The sequence below is a fragment of the Pararobbsia alpina genome (assembly GCF_965118125.1).
GTDB classification, from domain to species: Bacteria; Pseudomonadota; Gammaproteobacteria; order Burkholderiales; family Burkholderiaceae; genus Pararobbsia; species Pararobbsia alpina_A.
Genome location: NZ_OZ221287.1, coordinates 1,802,315 through 1,818,036, shown reverse-complemented (window position 1 = coordinate 1,818,036; position 15,722 = coordinate 1,802,315). Strand labels below are relative to the sequence as shown.

The following is a 15,722-nucleotide window of genomic DNA, read 5'->3' as shown; positions in this document are numbered from 1 at the left end:
CCAAGGAGACGCTCATGACCGTCGGTACCATTCTTCTGATCATCCTGATCCTGCTGCTGATCGGCGCCCTGCCGTCGTGGCCCTATAGCAGCGGCTGGGGCTATCGGCCGACCGGGTTGCTCGGTGTTGTCGTTATCGTTGTGATCATCCTGCTGCTCATGGGACGCATATAGTCCGTCGGTCACCGGCGCGCGTTCAAACGCGCGTCGGACCTCAAGCGCTCGAATCGCACACCGTTAACCCGTCTATCAATCGGCTTAAGCCGCCGGCTTGTGCATTGCGTAAGACGAGCGAATACCGAATGTATGCGGCGTGAAAGCCGCATCTTTACGGCATTTGTATGCGGAATATCCGAATATGGTCGGACTTTTCCGTTGTTGACGCCGCATGGCGAGACCCGTCCATGCGGTTTATTTGTGCACCGCGAGAGCTGTTTGTGATGCCGATACGGAGCGTCACAAACCCGTCATAAATGGGGTGTACAAGGCGCTAAAACTTAGAGAATTACATAGTGACCACCGCCCTTTCATCACCCAGTCTCACGCTGCAGACCATTCTCGGGGAACGGCTGCTCAGCCCGGTGTATCAACCGATTGTCAATCTCGCGGAACACGCGATTTACGGTCACGAAAGCCTGATCCGAGGTCCGGCCAATACGGCATGCCAGATGCCCGACGTGCTGTTCGCGATGGCACGTGCTGAAGGGTGTCTGAACGAACTCGAATTTGCAGCGGCGAATACGGGAATCGCAGGCTATCGTGCGGCGGGCGGCCGCGCGAAGCTGTTCGTGAACCTGAGCGCAACATTCCTCGTCGAGCACTACGTGCGCCACGGCGACAATCATCTCGATCTTCTGTTCGAACGCGCGGATATGCCGATCGGCGATCTCGTCATCGAGCTGACCGAACACGATCAGGTGCATCACGTCGACGCGCTGCCGCGCATGGTCGAACTGCTGCGCGCACAGGGCGCGCAAATCGCACTCGACGATTTCGGCGACGGCCGCTCGAGCCTGCGTCTCTGGTCGGAGCTGCGTCCGGAAATCGTCAAGATCGATCGCTACTTCTCGCGCGAAATCGACAAGCACGCGGCGAAGGTGCAGACCTTCAAAGCCATGCTGCATCTCGCGGAAACGTTTGGCACGCGTCTCGTTGCCGAAGGCATCGAAACGCCTGAAGAACTCGAGATCATCCGCGACCTCGGCATCGTCTATGCACAGGGGTATTTGCTTGGTCGTCCGCATGCGGAAGCGTCCCGCACGATCAGCGACCAGGCACGCGAAGTCCTTACGAACCGCGACATCGTGGTCTACCCGGCATTGCGCAAAGTCGCGCATACGCACTTCTCTGCAGAGAAGCTCGTGATCCAGGCGCCGCCGATCAATCCGAAGACGCGCAACGACGAACTGGTTCGCGTGTTCCACGAGCGGCCCGATCTTCACGCGCTGGCCGTGGTCGGCCCCGACGACAAGCCGCTTGGCCTGATCAATCGCCGCGACTTTATCGACCGCTATACGCACCCGTATCACAAGGAACTGTTCGGCAAGCGTCCGTGCACGGCGTTCATGGATCCGCGTCCGATCCTCGTCGACAAGCATCAGACTTTCGAGCAGCTCACATCGATTCTCGTGTCGGGCGACCAGCGTTATCTGAGCTCGGGCTTTGTGATCACCGAAGCCGGGCGCTACCTGGGTCTCGGCACTGGCGAGCAGCTCGTGAAAGCGGTTACAGAAGTCCGGATCGAAGCCGCGCGCCATGCGAATCCGCTGACGTTCCTGCCCGGCAATATTCCGATCAGCGAACACATCACGCGCCTGCTGACCGCGCGCGTCGAGTTCACGGCCTGCTACTGCGACCTGAATCACTTCAAGCCCTACAACGATCAATACGGATATTGGCGCGGCGATGAAATGATCCGCCTCGCGGCCGGCGTGATCTCGGCCAATTGCGATGCGCGTCGCGATTTTGTCGGGCACGTCGGCGGCGACGATTTCGTCGTGCTGTTTCAAAGTGCCGATTGGGAAACACGCTGCTCGCAGATCGTCGCGACCTTCAACGAACGGGCGCTGGGCATGTTCGACGAGGAAGCCCTCAGGGCGGGCGGTATCGAAGCCGAAGACCGCCACGGCAACCTGTCGTTCTTCCCGCTCACGACGATCACGATCGGGTCAGTGCGCATCGTGCCCGACAGCTATAGCCGTGCAGAGGACGTCGCCTCGGCGGCGGCGCTCGCCAAGCGCAATGCTAAGCATGGCGGCGGTGGCCTGTGGGTGCTCGACAACGGCAAGGCGATCCAGCTGCCCGTTCCGTCGCGCGTCATGGCGCCGGCGGCCTGAGACGCACGTCGGTTCACTGCGCTGCTGTTATCTGCCAGGCGCGCGCAGGAAGTCCGCGGGCAGCGACCAGTTGCGCCTCGACATGGTGATCTGGCTGACCTCGCGCAGGCGCCTTTGCGCGCTTGATGCCAGCAAAGTCTCAAGCCAATAACGTCACGCTCCCGGCGCATCGAGCGGATGCGGCGACTCTGCGGCCGGCTCACCTGGCCAGGGCCACTGGTCCGCGCCGGCCATTTCGGCGTCCACGGCAGAGATGGAAAACGCCTCGCCGGTGCCATGCTCGACCATCGTCAGTTGCCCGGTACGCGTAAAGACGCCCGTGTCGATAAACAGTTGCGACCCGATGCGCGTCACGCGCTCGACCGGCGTATGGCCGCAGTAAGTCGTCGATAGCCCCTTGTGCAACGATTCTGGCTTGCCCGGCGCGGTGCCGCCGACGAGTTGCCGTCCCCAAAGCAGGCGCTGGCGCACATGCTCGCTGAAATGCCCCGCGCCGAGCGTGCGATCGTCGCCGAAGAACTCGGCGTGCACGATATTGAAGCCGTCGTCGGGACCACCGACGATCAGGGCAAGCGGCAGTTCGCGCAGCCGGTTGGCATAGTCGGCCAGCACGTCAGCGGGCACGCCACGCGCCCAGTCACCCCCTACTTTGGCCCAGGCGGAAAACTCGAGCGCACCGTCGACAACGGCGATCAGCATGTCCTCGTGATTGCCTCGCACGGCATGGAACCACGGCATCTCGAGCAAGGCGATCGCCTGATCGGAATGCTCTCCGCGGTCGACGAGGTCGCCGACCGACAGCAAGCGGTCTTCCTGCGGATCGAATGCGACATCGCGCAGCAAGTGCCGTAACGCCGCCGTATGGCCATGCAGGTCACCCACGACGAAATCGCGCCCGCGACGATTCTCGGGCAGACGTCTGACCGGCCGGTACAGCGGAACGCTCTTCCCCATCCCTATCCTCATGACCGCTTACTTGCTGCAGCGATGATCGTATAAATCGAATGATAGTGGTCACTTTATATAAAGGTGGGCCGCGATCGGGAAAAAACCACATCGTTGAAGGGCTTGGCGCGCAGAAGTAATCCGGGCACGATGCCCGCACACTCACTGCACCGGTCTGGTCCGGTCACACGCCCGGGCAAACCGCGTGGCTGACGAACGCGTTGCCGGCGTTGACGTGCAGCGCATTGCCGGACGGCGTCGGCCCCAAATCCCCCGGGGATCGTGTGAGGCCGCTAAAACGATTTGAAAAAGCCTTGAAAGGAAGCCCATGAACTGGTTCAAGAACGCGTTCCTCGTGCGACCGCGGCTCTATATCGCTGCAGCCGTCGGACTGATCATTGCCATCGTGTTGCCGGCTCACCTGGCGCCCACACAACGGGCGCTCATAGGCTGGAACGTCGCGGTCTACGCGTATTTGCTGCTCGTCATGGTAGAAATGGCGCCGCGAATGTCGAGTGACGACGTACAACGGCTTGCTGCACGGGAAGACGAAAACGCGGTCGCGGTACTGGTCATCGTCAGCATTGCAGCCATCGCGAGCATCGCCGCAATCGTGCTCGAGCTGGCGACGGCGCGCGCGCCGAATCAGCCGGCCAGCCTCGGTCATATTCTGCTCGCCGGCGTCACCGTGGTCGGTGCCTGGGCACTGATCCCGACCCTGTTCGCCATGCACTACGCGCGCCTCTACTACGCGTCCCCCGACGATCAGCGCGCGCTCGCCTTTCCCGAGCAGAACCCGCAGCCGGACTTCTGGGACTTTCTGTACTTTTCCTTCACGATCGCGGTCGCGTCGCAGACCTCGGACATCGCACTGCGCGGATCAACGGCCCGCCGGGCGGCCCTCGCGCAGTCCGTGCTGTCTTTTTTCTTCAATGCAAGCATCCTAGCGCTGTCGATCAATATCGCGGCCGGACTGGTGAACCCCGGAAGTTAGTCGAAAGACGGGGCATGACGCAGCGCCGGCGTGATGGATCGGGCCCTATCGTCCGGCCTGCGCCCGGACATCAGGTCGCGCGTTGCTCCCTCTTCAGACAGACACACCGGAAGTGTGTCCGTCCTGCAAACGCTCGTCCTCGATGTTCGCGAGGCGTGTCACCGGCTGCGCCATGCATGCTGCGGCGCCGAATGTAAAAGGCCCAAACATCACGTCGAAGTTGTAAAAAGCTGTTACCTGCGGCGGGTTTTACACGCCGCCGTCATGCCGCCGCTCGAAGCTCGAAAGGATTCTGCAGGTATGCCGCGACACATCGACAGCGAAGCAGCCCGAGGGCCGGGCGATCTCGTGTCCTGCTTTTGCAGAACCGTGATTGCCTGGGTCAATGGCATATAGCTTGCTATTTATTCTCGGCTGCCTTTCTTCTTTCTCGATGTCCGGATTCCCGCGCGTCTTTTTGCGCGGATCACGCGACGTCGACGTACCCGTTCGGAGCCTATCTTGTCATTACGCGTCCTGTTGGTTACGTCAGAAGCCATGCCGCTTGCCAAGACCGGAGGTCTCGCGGACATGGTCAGTGCCTACGCAGCCGCTGCCCGCGAAGCCGGAATTGAAACGACAATCCTCATGCCCGGATACCCGTGTGCTTTCGCGCGCGCCAAAGGCGTGACGCGGGTTTGCGCCGTTCCTGGCCTGCCCGGCGGCGATGGGACGATCTATCGCGCACGCATGCCCGACTCGAACGTACCGGTGTTATTGCTCCAGCAGGATGCGCTGTACGCACGCACGGGTTTCTATCAGGACCAGGACGGCTACGACTACGCGGACAACGCCTTGCGCTTCGCCGCGCTGTCGCATGCAGCCCAGCGCATCGCATCGGGTCTGCGCGGCATTGCGCGTCCGGACGTGGTGCATGCACACGATTGGCACGCGGGACTGGTTCCATTGTTGATCGCGCAGGCACGCAATGCGGGCACGACCACGGCGAAGACGGTGTTCACGATTCATAACCTCGCCTTCCAGGGCAACTATCCGATGTGGATGGCGGGGCAGCTTGGCATACCAGATCATCTGCTTGGCATCGACGGCATCGAGTTCTACGGCGAACTCAGTTTCATGAAGGCCGGCATCAACTTCGCCGACCGCGTGACAACCGTCAGCGACACCTACGCACGCGAGATCCTCACTGAGCGCTTCGGCCATCGCATGGAAGGCGTGGTCGCGGCCAATCGCCACAAGCTCGTCGGCGTCACGAACGGCATCGACATGGCGATGTGGGATCCGGCCCAGGACCCGATGATTCCGGCGACGTATTCCATGGAAGACATGCGCGGCAAGCATGCTTGCAAGCGTGGCCTGCAGCAGCTCTTTGGCCTGCCCACTGATCCGTTCGCGCCGGTGGTCGCCATGGGTAGCCGGCTCACGACGCAAAAGATGGCCGACGTCACGGTCGACGCGATTCCCATGTTGCTCGAACGGTACCCGCGCCTGCAGATCGCAATTCTTGGGCAGGGCGACCATGGCATCGAAGCCGCATTGCGCCGCCTCGCTCAACAATGGCCCGATCGCGTCGGTCTGTATATCGGCTTCGACGAGCGGCGCGCCCATATGCTGCATGCAGGCGCCGATATCCTGCTGCATGGCAGCCGCTTCGAGCCGTGCGGGCTCGCGCAGATCTACGCGATGCGCTATGGCACGATCCCCGTCGCTTCGCGCGTCGGCGGCCTGGCCGACACCATTGTTGACTGCCGCGACCCGGGCGATGCGATCAACCCCATGCTGATCCGCGCATCCGGCGGCTACTCGAGCGGGTACTCGATCGGGCAAACCCTGTCGCGCAGCTCCCACGCACCGACCGGCTTCCTGTTCGATGGCGAAAGCTGCTACGCGATGGCGGCCGCCGTCTCGCGCGCGCTCGATGCCTTTGTGCGGCCCGCGTTGTGGCGCGAGCTTCAGCGCAATGCCATGCGCGGCGATCACGGCTGGGCCAGCCCAGTGGCTAAATATGTCGCCCTGTATGCCAATTTGACCGGTATCAAACCGGCCCGCAGCGTGCGTACCCGCCGCAGCGCGTCGCCCGAGACCGTCACGCCGGCGAGCACGCCACGCGTCGCGGCGCACCGCCCTGCCTCGCCTGAAAACGCTGACATCGTTTTCGCTCAAACCGCCTAAGCTGTGTGTTGAACGGGCCGCGCATGCGTTCGCGCACCGTGGCCCGCGCGCGGCCCGCGTCTTGCTCCGTGCTCGTCATCTGTCGCTTGCGACCCCGAACCAATCGGCGGAGACCCGCTCGCGTGCGTCGTGCTGATGCACCAGCCTGTTTCCGCAATCTGGAACTCGATGACCGATGGAACTCAATCCGGCCTTTGCTCCGCGTATTGCCTACCTGAACCCGTTGCTGATCGGCCCTGTGTCCGCGTGGCCCGCGTGGCTCGACCGCGCCGCGGCGATGGGTTTCGATCATGTGCTGATCGCGCCCCCGTTCATGCCGGGCCGCGCCGGCAACATTCTCGTCAGCGCCGACCTCCGGCGCATGCACCCGGTGTTTGAAACGGAACGCGGTTCGCACGAGGTGCTCGCGGAACTGTCGACGCTCGCGCGAGAACGCAATCTGGCCCTGCTCGTCGATCTGATGATCGAGACGATTGCGTCGGACAGCGCGTTCTTCCAGCACCACCCCCACTGGTTTCATCCGTTCGATACGGCTGCCGCACGCCTCGATCCTCGACGTGCGCCGCGCGAAGCCGAAATCGCGTTTGCGAACTTCAGCGACCCGGAGGCAGCAGGCCAGCTGACCGAATGGTGGACCGCGGAGCTGACCGCGCTTGCGGATGCGGGCGTGGCGGGCTTTCGGTTCTTCGCACCGCACGGCGTACCGGCACATGTCTGGCGGCGGCTCAGCGGTGCGGTACGCGAACGCCATCCGTCATTGCGCACGCTCGCCTGGACACCTGGCCTGTCGCGCGACGAAGTGTCGTCGCTCGCCGACGGCGGCTTCAGCGCCGTCTTCTCTTCATTGCGGTGGTGGGATTATCGCTCGGCATGGTTTATCGAAGAGCACGCTGCGCTGTCGCGCATCGCTTCGCCGATCGCGTTTCCGGAAGAGCCGTTGGCCGCACGTTTGCGCCACGATTTCCCTCACGCCGACGCCGTGCATGTCGAACGTGCGTACAAGCGCGCATATGACAGTTGCGTGGCACTCGGCACGGGCGTGCTGATGCCGCTCGGTTTCGAATTCGGTGCATCGCTCGCGATGCCGCTCGAAGGTTCGGCCGCCACGCGCCACGAGCACGCGTCGGAAACGCCGCTGTTCGACCTGACGGGCCATATCGCATCGGCCAACGCACGCCAGCGCAACACGCCGGCACTGCACACGCTCGGCACGATCTCGGCGCTCAGCGGTCCGGGCACCGACGTCGCCGCGCTATTGCGCTCGACAAGCCCCGATACGCGCCGCTCATCGCAGGCCGTGCTCGCGACGATCAACGCCGATCTCTGGCAACCCGCGACCGCCATGCCCGACCGCTTCCTGGTCGACGTGCCAGGCGGGTTCACGCGCTACGTGCCGATCGACGAGCCCGACAAGGAAGCGCCGGCCCACTTGCCATGGCTCACGCTCGCGCCCGGCGAGGCGCGCGTGTTCCTCGGCAAGCGCGATGTGCAGATCGTCAGTTCGACAGTCATCAAGCGTGGCGTCAAGGCCGCCGAACGCAAGCGCGTGCTCGAGGCGACGACCGCGCCGCGCGTGATGATCGAACACGTGCAGCCCTGCGTCGACGACGGCCGCTTCGCCGTCAAGCGCGTGGTCGGCGATCAGCTGCGTATCTCGGCCGACATCTTTATGGACGGCCACGATGTCCTCGCAGCGGTCGTGCAGTGGCGCCCGGCCGATCAGACCGAATGGCACGAAACCCCGCTCGAGTTCGTCGGCAACGATCACTGGACCGCCAGCATCCCGTTGATGCGGCTCGGGCGGTACGAGTTCACGATCGAAGCATGGCGCGATGCGTACGCCACGCTCTCGGAGCACGCCGAAAAGAAGCTTCACGCCGAACAGCCGATCGATGTGGAACTCGAGGAGGCGCGAATCCTGATTCATCAGGCGGCCGACTTTGCCGCATCGTCCGACAAAGCCGACAAGCTGCTGACACAGGAACTCAAGACCCTCGCGGCGACGTTCGACAAGGCCGACACGGCACGCCGCACGGAACTCGTGTTCGCTGAATCGACCGCGGCCTCGATTGCAGCGTCGCGGTTCCGCCCGTTCGCGTCGCAGCACACGAAAGTGCTGCGCGTCGAAGCCGAACGCTCAGCAGCGCGCTTCGCGAGCTGGTACGAGCTGTTCCCGCGTTCGATGTCGAACGACCCCAAGCGCCACGGCACGTTTATCGACGTGATTTCACGTCTGCCGGCGATTCGGGACATGGGCTTCGACGTGCTCTATTTCCCGCCGATACACCCGATCGGCATGGCCAATCGCAAGGGCAAGAACAACACGCTCAAGGCGCTGCCCGGCGATGTCGGCAGCCCGTATGCGATCGGCTCGCCCGATGGCGGTCACACCGCGCTGCATCCCGAGCTCGGCACCCTCGACGACTTCAAGGCGCTGATGGAGGCCGCGCATGCGCATGGCCTCGAACTCGCAATCGACTTTGCGATTCAATGCTCGCCCGACCATCCATGGCTCAAGGAGCATCCGAGCTGGTTCGCATGGCGCCCCGATGGCACCTTGCGCTATGCGGAGAACCCGCCTAAGAAATACCAGGACATCGTCAACCCCGACTTCTATGCGCAGGACTCGGTGCCCGCGCTCTGGCTCGCGCTACGCGATATCGTGCAGTTCTGGGTCGATGCCGGCATCCGGATCTTCCGTGTCGACAATCCCCATACGAAGCCGTTGCCGTTCTGGGAATGGATGATCGACGAGATTCGCAGCCGCGACCCCGAAGTCATGTTTCTGTCGGAGGCCTTTACGCGGCCGCGCGTCATGTACCGGCTCGCCAAGCTCGGATTTTCGCAGTCGTACAGCTACTTCACATGGCGCGAGAGCAAGCGCGAGTTCACCGACTACATGACGGAACTCACGACGACCGAGGTCAAGGATTTCTTCCGGCCGAACTTCTTCGTGAACACCCCCGACATCAACCCGCGCTTCCTGCAGCGCTCGGGACGCGGAGGCTTTATGATCCGCGCCGCGCTTGCGGCCACGCTCTCGGGACTGTGGGGCGTGTATAGCGGTTTCGAGCTCTGCGAATCGGCTGCCTTGCCCAATAGCGAGGAGTATCTCGACTCCGAGAAATATCAGCTGCGGCAATGGGACTGGCACCGGCCCGGCAATATCATCGACGAGATCACGACGCTGAACCGGATCCGGCGCGTGAACCCCGCGCTGCACACGTACCACGGCCTGACGTTCCTGCCGGCCGACAACGATCAGATCCTGTTCTTCGAGAAGGCGACGCGCAGCCGCAACAACGTGCTCGTGATCGCGATCAATCTCGATCCGCATAACATCCAGGAAGCCGCGATCGAGCTGCCGCTCTCGCGCTTCGGCCTGCCCGACGACGCGATGCTCAACGTCGAAGACCAGGTCGCCGGCACGCATTTCGACTGGCATGGACGACATCAGCGCATACGGCTCGACCCGCACGTGCTGCCGTTCGCGATCTACCGGATCCGGCCGCCCGGCTGGACCGGCCGTACGGAGGGTGAAACGCGATGAAGCGTAACCAGGTCTCGCTGCTCAAGGACGACCCCGTCTGGTACAAGGACGCCATCGTCTATCAGGTGCATATCAAGTCGTTCTTCGATTCGAACAACGATGGCATCGGCGACTTCCCGGGGCTGATTTCCAAGCTCGACTACATCGCGGAACTCGGTGTCGACGCGATCTGGCTGCTGCCGTTCTATCCATCGCCGCGACGCGACGATGGCTACGACATCGCCGACTATCGCAACGTTCATCCGGACTACGGCACGATCGCCGACTTCCGTAAGTTCGTGCAGGAAGCGCACGCGCGCGGCATCCGCGTGATCACAGAGCTTGTCATCAATCACACGTCCGACCAGCACCCGTGGTTTCAACGCGCACGGCGCTCGAAAAAGGGCTCGGTGCACCGGAACTACTACGTGTGGTCCGACAATGATCAGAAATACTCGGGCACGCGGATCATCTTTATCGATACCGAGCCGTCGAACTGGACGCACGATCCGATTGCCGGCGAGTACTACTGGCATCGCTTCTTTTCGCACCAGCCCGATCTGAACTTCGACAACCCCGCAGTCATGAAGGAAGTGCTCAGCGTCATGCGCTTCTGGCTCGATATGGGGGTCGACGGTCTGCGGCTCGATGCCGTGCCTTATCTCGTCGAACGCGAAGGCACCTCGAACGAGAACCTGCCTGAAACGCATGCGATCCTTCGCCAGATCCGCGACGTGATGGACACCGAGTACAAGAACCGGCTGTTCCTCGCCGAAGCCAATCAATGGCCGGAGGATGTGCAGGATTACTTCGGCAAGGGCGATGAATGCCATATGGCATTCCACTTCCCGCTGATGCCGCGCATCTATATGGCGATCGCGAGTGAAGACCGCTTTCCGATCATCGACATCATGCGGCAGACGCCGGAGATTCCCGACAACTGCCAGTGGGCGATCTTCCTGCGTAACCACGACGAGCTCACACTCGAAATGGTCACCGACAGCGAACGCGACTATCTGTGGAACACCTACGCGAGCGACCGGCGCGCACGGCTCAATCTCGGCATTCGTCGCCGCCTTGCGCCGCTGCTCGAACGCGATCGCCGCCGCATCGAACTGATCAACTCGCTGCTGCTCTCGATGCCGGGCACGCCCGTCATTTACTACGGCGACGAGATCGGCATGGGCGACAACATCCACCTCGGCGACCGCGACGGGGTGCGCACGCCGATGCAATGGTCGTCGGATCGCAATGGCGGCTTCTCGCGCGCAGACCCCGAGCAGCTCGTGCTGCCCCCGATCATGGGTTCGCTGTACGGCTTCGATTCAATCAACGTTGAAGCCCAGGTCCGCGATCCGCACTCGCTGCTGAACTGGACGCGCCGCATGCTCGCCACGCGTCGCTCGCATCCTGCGTTCGGTCGCGGGCGGGTCCGATTCCTGCGACCTGCCAATCGCAAGATCCTCGCGTATCTGCGCGAGGTCGACGATGCCGCTCCGATCCTGTGTGTTGCGAACCTGTCGCGCTCGCCACAGGCGGTCGAACTCGATCTGGCCGAATTCCAGGGTTCGATTCCCGTGGAAATGACAGCCGACTCGACGTTCCCGCCGATCGGTCAACTGACCTATCTGCTGACGCTGCCGCCTTACGGTTTTTACTGGTTCCTGATGTGCCCGAGCCAGGCGCGTCCTGTGTGGAGCACCATGCCACCTGAACAACTGCCTGAATTTGCCACGCTGGTCGTGCGTGGCTACGAACCGCTGCCTTCGGCCGCCGAGCACAAGCGTGTGCTCGAGCAGGAGGTGTTGCCCATCTATCTGATCAAGCGCCGGTGGTTTGCCTCGAAGAATGCCAAGTTGAACGGCGTCAAGATCGACTACGTCACGCAATTGCCGCACGATCTGGCCGGCAACGATCGTGATGCGCCGTTGATGCTCGGCGAAATCGAGGCCGATCTCGGCTCGGGACATTCCGAACATTATTTCCTGCCGCTCGGCGTGCACTGGGACTCGACGCAAAATCCGAATCCCAATCCGCTCGTCAGTCAGCTTGCGCTTGCGCGCGTGCGGCGTGGGCGCAACGTCGGCTACGTCACCGATGCGTTCTCGCTTCCTGGTCTGGCCTATTCGTTTCTTGATGCGTTCCGGCGCAATCTTGTCTGGCGCACACCGCGCGGCGAAGTCCATTTCAAGGCCACGGAACCCTTCCTCGAGCTGCCGCCCGATGCATTCGGCGATCCGCCCGAAATCAACTGGCTCTCGGCCGAGCAAAGCAACAGTTCGCTGATCATCAACGACGTCGCCGTGCTCAAGATCGTGCGCCGGGTCGTCGCCGGGATCCATCCTGAAGCGGAGATGACACGCTATCTCACGCAACTCAACTACGCGAACACGGGCAAGCTTTACGGCGAAGTCGTGCGCGTCGGGCCGGATGGCACGCCGCATACGCTGGCCATCATGCAAAGCTTTATCGAGAACCAGGGTGACGCATGGAACTGGGTACTCGACTACTTGCGCCGCATGGTCGACGAACTCGCGATCACGATCGCCCCTGAAGCCGAAGGGCCGATGGGCGAACATTTCGAAGAGGCCGTCGCCGGCTACGCGTCGATCGCCGGCATCATCGGCAAGCGCCTCGGCGAATTGCACGTCGCGCTCGCCACGCCGACCGACGACCCTGCATTCGCGCCCGAGCCCGCGACACCCGACGATGTCCGCGAATGGGTCGACGACACGCGCGCGCTGCTGGCGACCGCGCTCAATATTCTCGAAGAAAAAATCGACACGCTTGCGCCCGAAGGTCAGTTCATCGCCCGCACGCTGCTCGATCAACGCGAGCCGCTGCTGTCTGCCATCGACACGATGCTGCCCGACGATATCCATGCGTTGCGCACGCGCATTCACGGCGATTTCCACCTGGGGCAGATCCTCGTCGCCCATGGCGATGTGTATCTGATCGACTTCGAAGGCGAGCCCGCACGCACGCTCGAGCAGCGACGCCGCAAGGCCAGTCCGCTGCGCGACGTGGCCGGCTTGCTGCGCTCGTTGTCGTATGCGAATGCGGCCGCCGCGCCGGTCAGCGAAGACGCGCCGCAATCGACGGCCGATCGCAAACGCGCGCTGTTTGAACGGCTGCGCGGCGCGGCGCGCGAGTCGTTCCTTGAGAACTATCGCGCGGCAGCGGCGCTCTCGCCGCAACCGCTCGTATCGCCTGAATCCGAAGCGGCGCTGCTCGACTTGTTCCTGGTCGAGAAGGCGGCCTACGAAATCTGTTATGAGGCGGCCAACCGGCCGACATGGCTCGCACTGCCTGTGCGGGGCATGGCTTCGATCGCGGCACGCGTGCTCGGCATTGCCCACGCGGCGCCGCCTACGCGTGCGGAACACCCAAGCTGGCAGGAAAGCATGGAGGGTCATGATGAGTGAGCTTCACCCGTTTGCCGGTCTCGATGTGGCAGATATCGATTCGTTGATTCACGCCCGCCACGGCGACGCGTTTTCACGGCTCGGCCCGCATCGAATCGAAGCCGCGAACGGTCACGCCGCCGTTGCCATTCGCGTGATGCTGCCCAACGCGCAGGCCGTTCACGTGCTGGCACGCGACGGCGACCATGCGCGCCTGGGCACGCTCGAGCGCCTGCACCCCGATGGGCTGTTTGCCGGTGTGCTCCAGAATCTCGATGACCCCCGCGCCTATCTGCTCGAAATCGAATGGCCGGGCGGCACGCAGATCACCGAGGACCCCTATTCGTACGGTGCACTGCTCTCGGATCACTGGCTGCACCAGCTTGCGTCGAGTGACCCCGCGGCCGTGCTCGAGTGCCTGGGGTCGCGGCATATGGATCTGGGCGGCACGTGGGGTGTGCGCTTTGCGGTCTGGGCGCCGAATGCGCGCCGCGTGTCGGTCGTCGGTGACTTCAACAGCTGGGACGGTCGACGTCACCCGATGCGTCTGCGTCACTCCGCCGGCGTCTGGGAAATCTTCATACCGCGTCTCGGTCCCGGCACCGCCTACAAGTATGAAATCGTCACCGCGCAGGGCCATACGCTGCCGCTCAAGGCCGATCCGTGCGCGCAGCAGACCGAGTGTCCGCCGGCCACCGCGTCGGTCGTCGCCGACGCGACGCCGTTCGTGTGGAACGACCACGACTGGATGGACAAGCGCGGCGAACTGCAGCAGCCCGACAGGCCGATGGCAATCTACGAGGTCCACGCCGAGTCGTGGATCCGAGTGGCCGAAGAAGGACGCCGCGGCCTGAACTGGGACGAACTCGCGGACCGGCTCGTGCCCTATGCGAAGGGCATGGGCTTTACGCATATCGAATTCATGCCGATCGCCGAATACCCGTTCGGCGGTTCGTGGGGTTATCAGCCTTTGTCGCTGTTCGCGCCGTCCGCGCGTTTCGGCGCGCCGGAGTCGTTCGCGCGCTTCGTCGATCGCGCCCACCAGGAAGGACTCGGCGTGATCATCGACTGGGTGCCCGCCCACTTTCCGAATGACGCGCACGGGATGATCGAGTTTGACGGCACCCCGCTCTACGAGCACGCCGACCCGCGCGAAGGGTTCCATAAAGACTGGAACACGATGATCTACAACCTCGGTCGTCACGAGGTGGCTGCGTATCTGCATGCATCGGCGCTGGGCTGGCTCAAGCGATATCACGTCGACGGCCTGCGCGTCGATGCCGTCGCATCGATGCTCTATCGCGACTACAGCCGCGCCGCGGGTGAATGGGTACCCAATATCTATGGCGGACGCGAAAACCTCGAAGCGATCGCGTTTCTGCGCAAGCTCAATGCCGAGGTCGCGCATCACGTCAAAGGCGCGATCACGATCGCCGAAGAATCGACCGCATGGCCCGGCGTCACGGCCAAGGTGCACGACGGAGGACTGGGCTTCGATTACAAGTGGAATATGGGCTGGATGCACGACACCCTGTCTTTCATGGAACAGGATCCGGTCCATCGCAAGTATCACCACCATCACATGACGTTCGGAATGATTTACGCGTATTCCGAGAAATTCGTTTTGCCTTTATCGCATGACGAAGTCGTGTATGGAAAAGGATCGCTGCTCAATAAAATGCCCGGCGATCGCTGGCAAAAATTCGCAAATCTGCGTGCGTATCTGGGTTTTATGTGGACGCACCCGGGCAAGAAACTTTTATTTATGGGCGGTGAATTCGGACAATTCGCCGAATTCAATCACGATGAATCACCGCATTGGCATTTACTCGATGACCCGATGCATGGCGGCATTCAGAAGGTCGTGCGCGACCTGAATCGCCTGTATCACAACGAGACCGCATTGCATTCGCGCGATGCGGATCCGGGTGGTTTCGAATGGCTGATCGGCGACGACAGCGGCAATAGCGTGCTCGCCTATGCACGCTACGACGCGCAAGGCCGCATTGCCGTCGCGATCTGCAACATGACGCCGGTGCCGCGCGAGCACTATCGGATCGGGCTGCCCCGCGGCGGCCGCTGGATCGAAGCGCTGAATACCGACGCCGGTGTCTATGGCGGCTCGAATATGGGCAACAGCGGGATGATTTACACGGAGAACATTCCCGAGCATGGCAAGCCCGATTCGGCGGCATTGACGCTGCCGCCGCTTGCGACGCTGATTCTGATCGCCGAGTAAGCGCGATCGCGGGCAAGGCAGACAAGCTCGACACCCCCGAATCGGGGGGTGTCGACAGGGACACGGAGTGAACGACAAACGACGCCGCGCGCAGGGTCTGGTGC

The 15,722-nt window shown here is 62.7% G+C and carries 8 protein-coding genes; 7 read left to right on the top strand and 1 reads right to left on the bottom strand.

Annotated elements, in window-relative coordinates:
- Nucleotides 1–14 precede the first annotated feature (14 nt).
- Entirely contained in the window at nucleotides 15–173 is a 159-nt protein-coding gene (locus ACMFWR_RS07840) for a DUF3309 family protein (protein ID WP_413194433.1), read from the top strand.
- 338 nt (nucleotides 174–511) lie between these two features.
- The gene (locus ACMFWR_RS07835) at nucleotides 512–2,335 is read left to right on the top strand and encodes a GGDEF domain-containing protein (RefSeq protein WP_413194432.1); all 1,824 of its coding nucleotides are present in this window, start codon (nucleotides 512–514) and stop codon (nucleotides 2,333–2,335) included.
- A 153-nt stretch (nucleotides 2,336–2,488) separates the two neighbouring features.
- Here the strand turns inward: ACMFWR_RS07835 and ACMFWR_RS07830 are convergent, their stop codons facing one another.
- A complete protein-coding gene (locus ACMFWR_RS07830; RefSeq protein WP_413194431.1) occupies nucleotides 2,489–3,289 on the bottom strand; it encodes a metallophosphoesterase in 801 nt (266 codons plus the stop codon).
- A 319-nt stretch (nucleotides 3,290–3,608) separates the two neighbouring features.
- On the opposite strand from ACMFWR_RS07830, the gene ACMFWR_RS07825 reads away from it, so the two are divergent.
- The 5 genes from ACMFWR_RS07825 (at nucleotide 3,609) to glgB (ending at nucleotide 15,618) form a co-directional block, all read left to right on the top strand.
- On the top strand, nucleotides 3,609–4,274 hold the full coding sequence (locus ACMFWR_RS07825; protein ID WP_413194430.1) for a DUF1345 domain-containing protein: 666 nt from the start codon (nucleotides 3,609–3,611) through the stop codon (nucleotides 4,272–4,274).
- A 501-nt stretch (nucleotides 4,275–4,775) separates the two neighbouring features.
- Nucleotides 4,776–6,446 (top strand): glycogen synthase GlgA, encoded by a 1,671-nt coding sequence (gene glgA / locus ACMFWR_RS07820; RefSeq protein WP_413194429.1) that lies wholly within the window; start codon nucleotides 4,776–4,778, stop codon nucleotides 6,444–6,446.
- Nucleotides 6,447–6,621: 175 nt separating this feature from the next.
- On the top strand, nucleotides 6,622–9,996 hold the full coding sequence (locus ACMFWR_RS07815) for a maltotransferase domain-containing protein (RefSeq protein WP_413194428.1): 3,375 nt from the start codon (nucleotides 6,622–6,624) through the stop codon (nucleotides 9,994–9,996).
- Nucleotides 9,993–13,400, top strand: coding sequence for a maltose alpha-D-glucosyltransferase (gene treS / locus ACMFWR_RS07810; protein ID WP_413194427.1), 3,408 nt, complete (start codon nucleotides 9,993–9,995; stop codon nucleotides 13,398–13,400). Before ACMFWR_RS07815 ends, treS begins: the two co-directional genes overlap by 4 nt.
- Nucleotides 13,393–15,618, top strand: coding sequence for a 1,4-alpha-glucan branching protein GlgB (gene glgB / locus ACMFWR_RS07805; RefSeq protein WP_413194818.1), 2,226 nt, complete (start codon nucleotides 13,393–13,395; stop codon nucleotides 15,616–15,618). The genes treS and glgB overlap by 8 nt, the downstream gene beginning before the upstream one ends.
- Nucleotides 15,619–15,722 lie beyond the last annotated feature (104 nt).

Excerpts from the sequence above, each read along its gene's own strand:
- ACMFWR_RS07840 (WP_413194433.1), top strand. The coding sequence starts at position 15 with ATGACCGTCGGTACCATTCTTCTGATCATCCTGATCCTGCTGCTGATC.
- ACMFWR_RS07830 (WP_413194431.1), bottom strand. The coding sequence starts at position 3,289 with ATGGGGAAGAGCGTTCCGCTGTACCGGCCGGTCAGACGTCTGCCCGAG.
- ACMFWR_RS07825 (WP_413194430.1), top strand. The coding sequence starts at position 3,609 with ATGAACTGGTTCAAGAACGCGTTCCTCGTGCGACCGCGGCTCTATATC.
- ACMFWR_RS07815 (WP_413194428.1), top strand. The coding sequence starts at position 6,622 with ATGGAACTCAATCCGGCCTTTGCTCCGCGTATTGCCTACCTGAACCCG.
- treS (WP_413194427.1), top strand. The coding sequence starts at position 9,993 with ATGAAGCGTAACCAGGTCTCGCTGCTCAAGGACGACCCCGTCTGGTAC.
- glgB (WP_413194818.1), top strand. The coding sequence starts at position 13,393 with ATGAGTGAGCTTCACCCGTTTGCCGGTCTCGATGTGGCAGATATCGAT.